At 70.3% G+C, this 12,872-nt stretch carries 12 protein-coding genes and 1 pseudogene; 3 read left to right on the top strand and 10 right to left on the bottom strand.

What is annotated here, in order from left to right; translation table 11 throughout:
• Nucleotides 1–260 precede the first annotated feature (260 nt).
• The 8 genes and pseudogenes from C6376_RS27875 to C6376_RS27835 all read right to left on the bottom strand — a co-directional run bounded on the left by C6376_RS27875 (nt 261) and on the right by C6376_RS27835 (nt 7,835).
• On the bottom strand, nt 261–749 hold the full coding sequence (locus C6376_RS27875; protein WP_173985745.1) for a GNAT family N-acetyltransferase: 489 nt from the start codon (nt 747–749) through the stop codon (nt 261–263).
• A gap of 415 nt (nt 750–1,164) precedes the next feature.
• Complete coding sequence (locus C6376_RS27870) at nt 1,165–2,409, bottom strand: RNA polymerase sigma factor (RefSeq protein ID WP_216825693.1); 1,245 nt, start codon at nt 2,407–2,409, stop codon at nt 1,165–1,167.
• Nucleotides 2,410–2,428: 19 nt separating this feature from the next.
• Nucleotides 2,429–2,830, bottom strand: coding sequence for a YciI family protein (locus tag C6376_RS27865; RefSeq protein ID WP_107445954.1), 402 nt, complete (start codon nt 2,828–2,830; stop codon nt 2,429–2,431).
• 241 nt (nt 2,831–3,071) lie between these two features.
• A pseudogene (locus C6376_RS27860) lies at nt 3,072–3,851 on the bottom strand (LysR substrate-binding domain-containing protein); the annotation flags it as partial.
• A gap of 94 nt (nt 3,852–3,945) precedes the next feature.
• The gene (locus C6376_RS27855; RefSeq protein WP_107445953.1) at nt 3,946–4,356 is read right to left on the bottom strand and encodes a VOC family protein; all 411 of its coding nucleotides are present in this window, start codon (nt 4,354–4,356) and stop codon (nt 3,946–3,948) included.
• 233 nt (nt 4,357–4,589) lie between these two features.
• Nucleotides 4,590–5,570 carry a nucleotidyl transferase AbiEii/AbiGii toxin family protein gene (locus tag C6376_RS27845; RefSeq protein ID WP_107445952.1) on the bottom strand — a complete coding sequence of 327 codons (981 nt, stop codon included), beginning with the start codon at nt 5,568–5,570 and terminating at the stop codon, nt 4,590–4,592.
• Entirely contained in the window at nt 5,567–6,160 is a 594-nt protein-coding gene (locus C6376_RS27840) for a hypothetical protein (RefSeq protein WP_254076079.1), read from the bottom strand. Before C6376_RS27840 ends, C6376_RS27845 begins: the two co-directional genes overlap by 4 nt.
• Before the next feature lie 535 nt (nt 6,161–6,695).
• The gene (locus C6376_RS27835) at nt 6,696–7,835 is read right to left on the bottom strand and encodes a CdaR family transcriptional regulator (protein ID WP_107445950.1); all 1,140 of its coding nucleotides are present in this window, start codon (nt 7,833–7,835) and stop codon (nt 6,696–6,698) included.
• An 86-nt stretch (nt 7,836–7,921) separates the two neighbouring features.
• Here C6376_RS27835 and C6376_RS27830 point away from each other — a divergent pair, with 86 nt between their 5' ends.
• Together C6376_RS27830 and C6376_RS27825 are read left to right on the top strand one after the other, a co-directional pair.
• On the top strand, nt 7,922–8,977 hold the full coding sequence (locus C6376_RS27830; RefSeq protein WP_107445949.1) for a ferredoxin reductase: 1,056 nt from the start codon (nt 7,922–7,924) through the stop codon (nt 8,975–8,977).
• A gap of 7 nt (nt 8,978–8,984) precedes the next feature.
• Nucleotides 8,985–10,103: an acyl-CoA desaturase gene (locus C6376_RS27825; RefSeq protein ID WP_107445948.1), complete on the top strand. Its 1,119-nt coding sequence runs from the start codon at nt 8,985–8,987 to the stop codon at nt 10,101–10,103.
• A gap of 450 nt (nt 10,104–10,553) precedes the next feature.
• Here the strand turns inward: C6376_RS27825 and C6376_RS27815 are convergent, their stop codons facing one another.
• A complete protein-coding gene (locus C6376_RS27815; protein ID WP_254076078.1) occupies nt 10,554–10,934 on the bottom strand; it encodes a family 1 glycosylhydrolase in 381 nt (126 codons plus the stop codon).
• Nucleotides 10,935–11,124: 190 nt separating this feature from the next.
• On the opposite strand from C6376_RS27815, the gene C6376_RS27810 reads away from it, so the two are divergent.
• Complete coding sequence (locus C6376_RS27810; protein ID WP_254076077.1) at nt 11,125–11,508, top strand: substrate-binding domain-containing protein; 384 nt, start codon at nt 11,125–11,127, stop codon at nt 11,506–11,508.
• Nucleotides 11,509–11,703: 195 nt separating this feature from the next.
• Here C6376_RS27810 and C6376_RS27805 read toward each other — a convergent pair whose 3' ends face one another.
• A complete protein-coding gene (locus tag C6376_RS27805) occupies nt 11,704–12,750 on the bottom strand; it encodes a LacI family DNA-binding transcriptional regulator (protein WP_173985923.1) in 1,047 nt (348 codons plus the stop codon).
• Nucleotides 12,751–12,872 lie beyond the last annotated feature (122 nt).

The raw sequence follows: 12,872 nt of genomic DNA, 5'->3' as shown, positions 1-12,872 counted from the left end.
CACGTCGAGGCCTCCACCGGGGCCGCCGTCGCAACTGCCCTCAGCAGCTCGGGAATGCGCGCCGGTTGAGCCGGCTCAGGAAGTTCCGGAGGAGAGATACCCGCCGCGGGGGCAGGTCGCTGTCGCAGGCGATCACCATGTCGGGGCAGAGGCGACGGCAGAGGCGACGGCACACGCGGAGCGCGCGGCGCCCGGCGACTCCTGCAAGTCTGCCGTCATGCAGGCGAAGCCGGTGATGCCCCGCCGACCGGCCCACCGCGTCAGTCCGGAGGAATGCGAAACTCGAATTCGGGACGGTCCCAGGCCACGACGGGCGGGTTCGCGAACGCGGTCCCGGTCCGCACCGCACCGACACGGTGGTAGAAGTCCTCGGCGGGAACATGCGACACGACCTTGACCCGGTCGATCCCGGCCGCTCGGGCCTCGGACTGCATGTGCGCGACAAGGAGCCGTCCAATACCACGTCCCTGCACGTCGTCGGCGACGAACAGCAGGTCGAGCTCCGGTGGAGCGAGGACGAGCGAGTAGAACCCGAGGACCCGGCCTTCATGCTCGTCGGCGCCGACGGCCACGAAGACGCGGTGAGCCTCGATGTAGTCAGGACCGACCCGGTAGTCCGCGACTGCGGCCGCGTACTTGCCCTTGTAGGCACCTGAGCCACGCACGAGCCGCGTGAGCCGTTTGGCATCCCGCGCGACGGCCCTCCCGATCGTGATCGGCTGGCTGACCGGGGAAGTGCGAGAACCCATCGGGAGAGTATGGCGCACCGGCGAATGCCCTCGTGCGGCGGATCGGCCGCTCGCGCAGGCATTCGCGGACCTCTCCCGGAGAATGTCCGAGGACGGCGACCGCGGCGGTTCGGGCGGCCTGCGGTCACGACGACCTCCGCGAAAGCCCGTCGGGATGGTCGCCCGACGGGGCTCCGCCGTGTCTCAGCCACTGTGCGCGGGGTCCCGGCTGCAGCTACCTGACCAGGCGGAAGACCTCTCGGGCCGGTCCATCCGACGCTGGAGACGGCCTTCGCCGACACCCCTCTCGAACACACGGGGATCGTCGGCGGAGGCAGGGGCGGCTCTCGGCGCTCACGGAGACCCGATCCTTGGCTGAATCGACCTGGTCCGCCGACGTCAGTAGCCGTCCTGCCTCACCGAGGCTGACCGTGACTCACCCTTCCGTAGGCGCGGCCAGGCGGGCGGCGCGCAGGCTGAGGTGGTGCCGCTCCGGGAGGCTGGCGGTTCGACGGGCGGCGGTGCGGTAGTCGGCGACGGCGGTCTCCCGGTCCCCGGCGAGTTCGTGCAGATGGGCCCGGACCGCGTACAGGCGGTGGTGGCCGGTGAGCGCGGGGGGCGGGTCTGCGAGCAGGGCGAGTCCGGCGGCCGGGCCGTCCACCATGGCGAGCGCGACCGCCCGGTTCAGAATGATCAGCGGGTTGTCGGAGAGGCGGGCGAGCACCCCGTACAGAGCGAGGATCTGCGGCCAGTCGGTCTCGGCGGCGGTGGGCGCCTCGTCGTGGACGGCCGCGATCGCCGCCTGCACCTGGTACGGGCCGACAGGACCGCGCGGCAGGGCGGCGGTGATCAGCGAGACGCCCTCGGCGATCGCGGCTGTGTCCCATCGGCCGCGGTCCTGCTCGGCGAGCGGGACGAGTTCGCCGTCCGGCCCGGTACGGGCGGGCCCGCGCGCCTCGGTGAGCAGCATCAGCGCGAGCAGGCCGGCCACTTCGGCGTTGTCCGGCAGCAGCACGTGGACGGCTCTGGTGAGGCGGATCGCCTCCCGGGAGAGTTCGACGCGCCGCAGCTCGGCGCCGGTGCTGCTGGCGTAGCCCTCGTTGAAGATCAGGTAGAGGACGTGCAGCACGGCGTCCAGTCGAGCCGGCCACTCGGCGCCGTCCGGCATGCGGAACGGCACCCCGGAGTCCTTGATCCGATGCTTGGCCCGGCTGATCCGCTGCCCGATGGTGGCCTCGGGGACCAGGAACGCCGCGGCGATCTCACCCGTGGTCAACCCGCCGACCGAGCGCAGTGTGAGTGCGATCGCCGAGGCCGGTGACAGCACGGGGTGGCAGCACAGGAACAGCAGGGCGAGGGTGTCGTCGTGCGCGCCCTCGTTCCCTGCGTCGGCCCCGGGTGCGGACCGCCGGTCGGCCGGGACCTGACCGGCCACCAGCTCCTCGCGTCGGCGGCGTGCCTGCTCGCTACGGACCTGTTCGGTCATCCGGCGGCTGGCGACCTGGATCAGCCAGCCGCGCGGGTTGCGCGGCACGCCCTCGGCCGGCCACTGCCCGGCGGCGTCCAGCAGGGCGTCCTGTACAGCGTCCTCGGCGGCGGCGAAGTCCCCGTGGCGGCGGGTGAGCACGCCGACGACCTGCGGCGCGAGCGTGCGCAGCAGGTCGTCGACGGTTGGTTCCAAAGTCGTCACAGGGGGATGTTCACAGCTCGGTGGGCGGGGTCGCCATGACCTGGCGTACCTCGATCGGCATGTTCAACGGCCGTCCGCCCGGACCGGGGGCGCCGGAGATGGCGGCGGCGATCCCGATGGCCCGCTGCTCGGTGTCGCAGTCCACGATCCACCAGCCGGCCACCCACTCCTTGGACTCCGGGAACGGGCCCTCGGTGACGACCGGTGCGCCACCGCTGTGGGAGCGCACGATCCGGGCGGTCTCCGGCATGGCCAGGCCCTGGGCGTCGACCAGTTCGCCGGCGGCGTTGAGGCCGTCGTTGGTCTCCTTCATGAACTGGATGTGGGCCTGGATCTCCTCGGGCCTCCATTCGTCGAGCTTGGGGAAGTCGGCATTCTTCTCGCTGAACTGCATCAGCAGCATGTACTTCATGGTTCTGCTCCTCGATCGTCATGCCCGCTTTGGGCGGGGGCCGTCACAGGTAGGTAGAAGCACGCTCGGCGTTTTCGACATCCTCGACAGGATTCCGCGAAAAAACTTGGCGGCCGCCGGGCGGCGGACGAGATCCGTGGGTGAAGACGGCCCCTGACCAGGACGTGCCGTCCGGCTCGTGTGCTGCCGCCGACGGCGGCCGCCGCTCTCTGTTTCACCGTGCCCGCCCCCGAACGGAGTGTCAGCGGGCCGGGCCGGGCCCGGATCCCGATGTCGTCCCGGTGCTGCCTTGCCCGGCCGCCGGCTCGGTCAGAACGGTGCGCGCCAGGTCGCGCGGCCATCGGTGTGCGGGGTCGGTGTCGTAACGCTGGTGCCATGACAAGTACACCGCGGCCGGCGGCAGGTCGAGGGGCAGCGGGAGCAAGGTCAGGCCGCTCCGTGCCGCCGCCGGGCGCGCGGTGGACTCCGGAACGGTGACCAGCAGGTCGGAGTTCAGCGCGAAGCCGAACGCGGCTCCTTCGGTGGGTGCCGTCGCCACCACTCACCGGGTCAGACCGAGAGCGGCGAGGCTGTCGTCGAGGACATTGGACAGCCTTCCCCGGCGTGAGACGCCGATGTGGTCGGCCGCCGCGTAGTGCGCTGCGGTGACGGTCTCGATACGTGTCAGCGGGTGCTCCCGGCGCACGGCGATGACATGGGCGGTCTCGGCCACTCGTTCGGCGCGGATCTCGGGTGCGATGGGGCGATCGGCGTTCGCGGCGAGGTCGACCTCGCCGCGGCGCAGTTCAGGAGTGTCGACGCTGGACTCCGCCAGGAAGCGCAGCCGTACGCCCGGCGCCTGTTCGCGCACGGCCGCCAGGAAGGCGGGGCCGGCATGGGCGACGAGCGCGTCGTGCCAACGCAGCGTGAAGGTGCGTTCCAGCGTCGCGAGGTCGAGTTCGCGGCTTGGCGCCAGCACGCCCCGTACCTGGTGCAACAGGTCGTGGACCTGGCCCCGGACGGCTATGGCGTACGGCGTCGGCTTCGTGCCGCACATGATCCGGTCGAGCGGGTTCGCACCCTTCGCCGTCTCGATCGCCCGCTGACTGATCGGGACAGATCCGGAGGACGACCTCTCACGCGGGCAGGTTCAGCTGCCAGGAGACGCCGAACCGGTCGTTGACCCAGCCGAACTTCGGGCTGAATCCGTAGTCTCCCAGCGGCATGAGCACGGCGCCTTGCTCGGCCAGGGCCGCGAAGAGGCGGTCCAACTCCGCCTCGTCCCGACACTGGACGAAGAGCGAGACCGCGGGCGTGAAGGTGAAGTCGTGCTTCACGGGGCTGTCGATGCACATGAACTGCTCACCGGCGAGGGAGAAGGTCGCGTGTTGCACGCTCCCCTCCTTGCCGGGGCCCTCGGCTCCATAGCGGCTGATGCCGATCACCTCGGCATCGTCGAAGAGCGAGACGTAGAAGGTCATCGCGTCTTCGGCGTTTCCCTCGAACATCAGAAACGTGGTGATCTTCCGTGACGACACGATCTCCATGCGGGTGGCTCCTTCGACGCTGCAAGGTGGCAGGTGGCAGGTGGCAGGTGGCCAGGCTAGCTTCGGCACCTATCCGGGCCCCGCCCCTGCCCCGAGTGCGACACCGAGACGGTTCCGCTCCTCACCATCGCCTCCTCGGAATGGGACGGCGGCAGCGAGTCCTGGATCGCCGAGGAGGAACGAACGCGGCCCCTTCTCCACTGGGCGCCCAGGACGGCAATTTCAGAGCGATGTCACGACACCCGTTCCAGCGCCCGGCGCAGGCGCTCCAGCCACTCCTCTGCCGTGCCTCGTACCTGTGGGTGGTTCGCGAGGAAATCCTCCCAGTCCACGGACCCCAGGGCCACCGCGTCCAGGCGCAAGGCGTCTACGGCCGCCGTGTTCCCCGGCTCGCGGCGGAACACCTTGGCCAGCAGCCGTGGGGACAGCTTCGTGGCTTCGGACTCGGCGAGAAGTACGGCGTCGTAGAGGTCCTTGGCCTGCGCCCGTCCCTCCGTGGCGCAGTCGGCGTGCAGCCACAACAGCTTCCAGGCGAGCGACAGTTCACGGCTTGCGGTGCGCAGCACGGTCGGCCCGGCGCCGTCGCCGTGGGGTATGCCCGTCCACACGGGTGGCTCGGGGAGCCATTCGTCGCGGGCGAAGTCCAGCCGGACTTCGCCAGGCGGTAGGCCTTCGGTCTTCCAGGGGATGATCACGCGTATGCCCGGGGTGTCGGACTGCGAGTAGGTCCACGTGCCGTCGTCCCGGGCGGCGCCCGCGTCGAGCATCACCCCCGGCGCGGCCATCGGCCGCTCACGCACCAGGGCGAGCAGCGTTTCATGTGCCGGACTGTCCTCCGGGCCTGTTTCGACGACCCAGTGCAGTCCTTCGGGCGGTACCACGGTCCGTAGGCCCTTGGTGTCGAAGTCCTCGAACTGCCAGATCTCGTACCGGCCGGCGCCGTCGGCCACCTCCGGCCAGTGCCGTACGAGGTCCACTTCCTCCACGTACGGATACGGGTGCTCGGGATCGACCGGCACCAAGAGGGGCCGGGGAACGATCCAGTCGAGGTCCGCCGGATCCCGCGCGTCGGCGCCCACCCACGCCGGCATCACCATGCTCCCCCGCAGGACCAGCTCGTCGCTCAACGGGGACCCGGCGACGAGGCCGAGCAGGTGGTCCAGCACAGCCCGGTGCGCGGTGCGCCACCGGTCGCCGTCGACGGTGGAGGTCATCGGGCGTCCGTCCGCTCGTCGATCCATCCGCTGTCCAGGGCTGGGCGATCGTCGTGCACGACAAACTCTTCCTCGACCTCGACGGCCTCGAATCCCGCCGTCGCGAGCGCGCCGAGGAGAGCGTCGAGACGGCGGCGGGCCTCGATGCGGCCGACGCCTCGGCAGCGTTGGGTGACGAAGCGTTCGTGGCCGCGTCCGCCCAGATCGCGGCGGGCGTTGCGCGACACATGGGCGCAGTGCGACTGGGCGAGCGCGCGCACCGCCGCCACCTCGGTCTCGTCGCGGAGGGCCAGCTTGACGTGGTGCTCGAAGTAGTAGCCGGGAGGGAGCCCCTGGGCCTCGGCGGCCGTCCGCGGCACGTCCTCGTTCCATGGTGCGGCCTCGATCTTCACACGGGCGACGCTGAACCCCTCGGCACACAGCCGCTCGATCCATGACAGCGCGGCCTTTCGCTGTGTTTGCAGGACTCCGTGGCCGCGCACCGTCAACATCGGCTGGTCGGGGGTCGATCCCCGGTCGAGAACGATGCGTGTGTACTTCGCACGGTGGCCCTCCGCCCAGCGGCGTATACGGTCCTCATCCGCGGCCATGGAGGTGCACGCCACAGTGAGATGGGTCTCGAACTCCCCCGCGAAATCCTTCACTACCGCCCCACACTCACCGGTCTGCTCACCTTGGCCAATCTACTGACAGCCACTGACAGAGAGGCATCGGTGAACCGTCCGCCCCGGTACGGGCCTCGGTACGGGCCTCGGTCTTCCGGACGTCGATGGTCTGGACGTCTGCCGCCGACCAAGGGCCCGCACGTTCGAGGCGTCCGCTCGCCCGGCATGACAAGGCTGCGCTCGATGACGCGCGGGCCCCTGCCACGGACGACGACCGGACCCTGCTGCGCGGGTTCCTCGGCAGCGAGCTCGATCTTCGATGAGCGGATGCGCCACCGCGCTTCTGGGAGAGAGCGCCCCGACGGCCTTCCCGAGGCCGTCTCCGGTCTTCACCGCAACCCGCAGTCTCAGCCGGCTGACACTGATCTCGCCCGGGCCGCACGGAACAGCTGACGGCACCGAGGACAAGACACGATTTCCGGGCGCTCGCGGGCGTGCTCGTGGACGTTCGAGGAACGCCTCAGCTGACCCGTAGACCGACCGCCAGCGTCAGCTCGAGGACCCGGTCAGGCGACCCGAGATCCGGAAACAGCTCCCGCAGCTGCGACATCCGGTACCGCACGGTCTGTGGATGGATGAACAACGCCGCCGCCACCTCGTCCCGCCTGCCATGGTGCAGCAGCCACGCCCGCAACGTCTCCTCCAGCCGTCGCCCGGTTGCGACAGGCAAGGTCCGCAATGGTGCGAGGGCTCGGGCACGCAGGTCTGCGAACGCGTCCGCGTCGGCGCTCAGCACCAGCTCGGGCAGGTGGTCCTCGGTGTCGCGGATATCGGGGGAAAGGGCGCGCGCGCGTACGGCTCGTGCGTACGAGGCGGACGCACGCGTCCATGGCCTGGCCGGGCCTACCACGGCGGTGCGGTCGGTCAGCTGTCTCAGGAGATGAGGTCGGTCGGCATCGGGGACGAGCAGCACGCCCAAGGCGTCCGGCAGATCGTCGAGGACGAGGGTGCTCGGGTCGAGCATGCGGTAGGCAGGCCGGGCCTGGGCGGCGGGCAGCAGGACCGCCGTCAGCGAAGCCGGAGGCTGCCACCCGGCTCGTTGAACAGAGGCCAGCAGCACGTCCGGGCTCGCGCCGGCGAGGAGGTCGCGGACCAGTTGTTCCAGGTGGCGCTCATGAGCCCGGCCGCGGGCGGCCAGTTCGTCGGCGTGGCCCGCGGCGCTCGCGGCGGAGAGCTCGTCGATGTAGGCGAAGGTCAGCTCGGCGAACTTGGCGACCTCGGCGGCGGGCAGCCCCGCGGGTACGGCGCCGGCGGCCAGGCATCGCCACGCCACGCGGGCTCCGACGCGGTAGGCGCTGAGCAGGGCGTCCATCGACCGGCCGTCGCGTACCTCGCCGCGGCCCAGCTCGTAGGCTGCGTCACCGCCGTCGCCGCCCGTGGCGTTCCCGCTCGCGAGGTCCAGATAGTGCCCCAGGGCGGTGCGGACGGCTCGGCGGATGGTGCCGCCCATGCGACCCGAAAGGGCGTTGGCGTAGGGAGGGACCTCGTCGATGATCGCCTGGACGACCTCGTCGGCGGTGGCCTTCAGCGCGGCCCGAAGTGCGGTGACCGTCGTCTCATCCAGGGCCAATTCGGTGGCCCTCCGGATTGCATGGCTCATGTGTTGTTCCCTGCGAACAATTCAGTCGACCAGATTCACGTCCTGCGGACAGGACTTTACGCCCTGAGGCGCATCAAGCTGGAGTCATGACGAGCGCAGCCCTCCGCAGTAGGGCGTGGAAACTGCTGGAGATGGTCACGACGCCGCTGCTGCCGTCGGACTACCTCGACCTGGTCAGCCCGCTGCGTGCGGGCGCCGACCTGCGTGGGCGCATCGAGGCCGTGCACCCCGAGACGGGTGACGCCGCGACCATCGTGATCAGGCCGGGACGAGGCTGGCGGGGCCACACAGCCGGTCAGTACGTGCGGATCGGGGTCGACGTCGACGGGGTGCGCCTGTGGCGTGCCTACTCGGTCACCTCGCCGGCAGACCGCCAGGACGGCCGCGTCACGATCACCGTGAAGGCGATCCCGGACGGCAAGGTCAGCAATCACCTGGTCCGCAGCGCGAAACCGGGCACGCTGATCCAGCTCGACCAGGCGACCGGTGACTTCGTGCTGCCGGCGGCCAAGCCCGCCAAGGTGCTCTTCCTGACGGCCGGCAGCGGCATCACGCCGGTGATGGGCATGCTGCGCGACACCGAGTTCGACGACGTCGTCATGGTCCACTCCGCGCCGCGGCCGCAGGACGTGATCTTCCGCAACGATCTGCACGACCTGGTCGCGGACAAGAAGCTGCGTCTGACCGAGCTGCACACCGACACGGACGGCGTCCTCGACATCGCCCGTCTCGACGAACTCGTGCCCGACTGGGCCGAGCGCGAGACCTGGGCCTGCGGTCCCGCGGGCCTGCTCGACGCCGCCGAAGAGCACTGGACCGGGCACGGTGTCCGAGAGCGCCTGCACACCGAACGCTTCCGCCCCGCCATCGTCGTCGCCGGCGACGGTGGCGAGGTCACGTTCAGCACCTCCGGCAAGACCGTCGACGCGGACGGCGCCACGCCGTTGCTGGACGTCGGCGAGGAGGCCGGCGTGCTCATGCCGTCCGGGTGCCGTATGGGCATCTGCTTCGGCTGCGTCACCCCGCTCAAGGAGGGCGCCGTCCGCGACCTGCGCACCGGTGAGATCACCGAGGCCGAGCCGGGCGTCCTCATCCAGACCTGTGTGTCCGCTGCGGCGGGCGCCTGCGCCATCGAACGGTAGGAGCACCTTGACCGCCATCGACCCCACCGCCCACCTGACCGCGGAACAGATCGAAGAGCTCGGCCGCGAGCTGGACGCGATCCGCGACGAGGTGATCGCCGACCGCGGCGAGAAGGACGCCGCGTACATCCGCAAGGTCATCTCGGCGCAGCGCAAGCTCGAGCTGGTCAGCAGGGGCGTGCTGCTGTTCTCGATCTTCCCGCCCGCGTGGCTGATCGGCACCGCCGGTCTGTCCGTGGCGAAGATCATGGACAACATGGAGATCGGCCACAACATCCTGCACGGCCAGTGGGACTGGATGCGGGACCCGAAGATCCACTCCACCACCTGGGACTGGGATCACGTCTCGCCGGCCGAGCAGTGGAAGCACTCGCACAACGAGCTGCACCACACGTACACCAACGTGATCGGCAAGGACAACGACCTCGGCTACGGCATCATGCGCGTCGACGAGGACCAGAAGTGGCACCCGTTCCACCTCGGCCAGCCGCTGTGGAACTTCATCAACGCCTGCTTCTTCGAGTACGGCATCGCAGCGTACGACCTTGAGCTCGGCAAGAACCTGCACAAGCGCCGCCGCAAGAACCCGGAGTTCCGCGCGCGGGCCAAGGCCGTGGGCCGCAAGATCCGCAAGCAGGTGGTCAAGGACTACGTGATCCACCCGCTGCTGTCGGGCCCGTCGTTCCTCTCCACGCTCGCCGCCACCTTCACCGCGAACGTGGTCCGCAACATCTGGTCCCACTCGGTGATCATGTGCGGGCACTTCCCCGAGGGCGTGCAGGTCTTCGAGCGCCGGTCGATCAGGGGCGAGACGCGCGGCCAGTGGTACCTGCGCCAGATGATGGGCTCGGCGAACATCAGCGGCAGCAAGGCCATGCACTTCATGACCGGCAACCTGTCGCACCAGATCGAGCACCACCTGTTCCCGGACCTGCCGAGCAACCGGTACGCCGAGGTCGCGGTGAAGGTGCGCGCGTTGTTCGAGAAGTACGAGCTGCAGTACGTCACCGGGCCGCTGCCCAAGCAGGTGTTCTCCGCGTGGCACAAGGTCGTCCGGCTCTCGCTGCCGAACAAGAAGCCCAAGGTCAAGGTGCCGGACCGCGAGCAGGAGCTCGTCGCGGCCTGATTCCCGGGCATTGCTCCAGACCTTTCGCCGGTACCGGCGGCACCGCCCGTACCGGCGGGGTGCCGTCGGTTTCGGCGGGGGTCGAGCAGGCAGCCGCCACCCTATGCACGATCGGCCAGGCGGTGTTCGGGTCTGCCGGTCCCGGGAGGCCGAAGCCGGGAAAGGGCCTCCGGGGACCGGACGCCATTCCCGGCTTCGGGAGCCGACTGCGACCAATGCGCGTCGGCAGCCGCCGCAGTGCGTCTGCGAAACCGTTTGCGACAGCACCGGTGCCCGCGCCGCCCCAGCCGTACGTCATGAGAACTCCCTGTTGCCCTGCGACGCCCGCTCTGAAGCAGTGGCCCTCACTGACTGCTGCGTGACCGGCGTCGTTTCGAGGACGCTCTGGTCACGCCGCCCGGCGTCCGGCTCATGACGATCCCGGCCGTGGCGCGGTCGCCGGCCGGCGGGTCATGCCGGCATTCGGTTGTTCCGGGCCACGTCGCCGTACCAGTGGGCCGATGGCTTGACGACCCGGTCCTGGGTGGTGCGGTCTACCGCCACGAGCCCGTACGTGGGGCGACAGCCGTCCCACCACTCGAAGTTGTCCAGCAGCGACCAGTGGACGTATCCGGTGATGGGAAGTCCGTCGCCGATCAGCCGGTGCACGACACGCAGCCCCGCCCGCAGGTACTCGACGCGGTCGGCGTCGTCGTCGGTCGCGACGCCGTGCTCGGTGATGACGATCTCCTTGCCGGGGAAGAGGTGCGCCACTCGCCGGATCGTCGCCGCGACCGCCTCCGGTGCCCACCGATAGCCCAACTGGGTGCGGCGGATCCCGTCGGCGGGCACTCCTTCCACAGGTACGGCGGCCGCGGCTTGGCGGCGCAGCTGCGGCAGTACGAGCGCCTGCGACAGACGGCGGCTGCGCGGAATCGCCGCACTGACGTGCCCGAGGATCCGGGGAGCGTTGACGTCGAGGCGGGTGTAGGTCTGGACCGACGAAGTCGTCCTCGGCAGTCTCTGCGAGGAAGCGGTCCTCGTGGAGCCCGCGTGCCTGGCGGCTCCTGTGACCCTGGCCGTTCCCGGCGACGAGGCGGGAGCCGAAGCCGCCGTCGACGCCGTCGCGACCTGGCGCGAGATGGCCGTCACCGGCGTGTGCGCCGACGACGACGTGGCAGCCCTGGCCGTCCTGGCGGGCCTGCGCGAGCAGGGGCTGACCGCGCAGGCGGACCTGGCGGTGATCGGAGCCGTCGACTCCCCGGCCGCGCGCCTCGCCGCTCCGCCGTTGACGACGGTGGCGGTGGCGGTGGACATGCGGGACACCGCGCGCCACCTCGTCGCGGCGGTCACCAGCCTGCTCGAAGGCCGGCCCATGCCGGTCGGCCCCGAGGTCACCGGGGTCATCGAGCGTCGCTCGGTCTGATCTCGGCGCGCGCCCCACGGCACTCAGCAGCCCGCCTGCCGCCGACTCGCACGGAAGCGGGACTGCGGACGGATACGTGAACCGCACCGGGATCGGTGGGGGCTCCATACGTTGGTCGCGGCGCGGTTGCGCTCGGCGTCGGCGCGTCGGCCGCGCGGGGGTGCGGAGTCCCGGTCCGGCGGGACTGGTCAGCGCCTACGGGCGCGGGGGGCGTACGGACTGACGGATCACCAGTTGAGTGCTCAGGACAATGTGGTCGTCACCGCTGATGCGCTCGGTGCGTTCCAGCGCGAGCCGGACCGCCGTTCGGCCCAGATCCTCGTACGGCACCCGGACCGACGTGAGTGACGGGCTGAGGTCGGCGGCGAAGGGGACGTCGTCGAAGCCGACGAGGGAGATGTCCTCGGGGACGCGCAGCCCTGCGTCGCGGAGGGCGGCCAGCGCCCCGAGTGCCACCATGTCCGTTCCCGCGACGATGCCGGTGAAGTCGACCCCTGCCCTGAGGGCGTCCCTGGTGCGCTGGTAGCCGGAGACTCGCGTGTACAGACCGGGGACGTCCAGTTCCCGCGTGTACTGCAGATCGTGCGCGCGCAGGGCGTGGAGATAGCCCTCCCGCCGTTGCACTCCTGTGCTCAGCTGCGGATCGCCGCCGAGGAAGAGGACCCGCCGGTGCCCCTGTACGAGCAGGTGGTCGGCGGCCTGGAAGGCGCCCCCGCGGTTGTCGTAGTCCACGACGGTCACCGGGAGACCGCCGGGCAGGGGCGGGCGGCCCACCAGAACCAGACGGGACCCAGCGGCGTCCAGGGCGCGCGCGTACCCGGCCATGCGCTGGAAATATGCCTCGTCCTGCACCGCCCCGCCGACGAGGACGACCGCGGCGGCGTGCTGCTCGCGCATCAACTGAACCAGGTCGTCCTCGCGTGCGGAGTCCCCGTGAGTGGCGCACACCAGGCTCAGTCGACCCCGCAGAGCGGCCTCCTGCTCGACACCGGCGGCGACGTGAGCCAACGAGGGCCCGGTGATGTCCCGCAGGACCAGGGCGACGGGACCGGCAACCCGCCCGGAGAGCGCTTTGGCGTGGACGTTCACCACGTAGTGCAGCGACTCCACGGCGTCCGTGATGCGCTTCCGGGTGGCGGCTGACACGGGGTAGTTCCCTGCCAAGGCCCTGGAAACGGTTGCTACCGACACGCCCGCCCTCTCGGCGACGTCGCGAATCGTGCTGGGGCGTTCCTCACCCACCGAATTCTTGCGTCGACGCTTGGCAGCACTGGGATCGGGAGCTGCCGACGAGGCGTGTCCATTCGCTGTCACGACTTGACGTTACTGCATTCGACGCCCTTGTGGAGCCTCATGAGCAGTTC

The sequence above is a fragment of the Streptomyces sp. P3 genome, from assembly GCF_003032475.1.
Taxonomy (GTDB): domain Bacteria; phylum Actinomycetota; class Actinomycetes; order Streptomycetales; family Streptomycetaceae; genus Streptomyces.
This window is presented reverse-complemented; position numbering and strand designations above follow the sequence as displayed.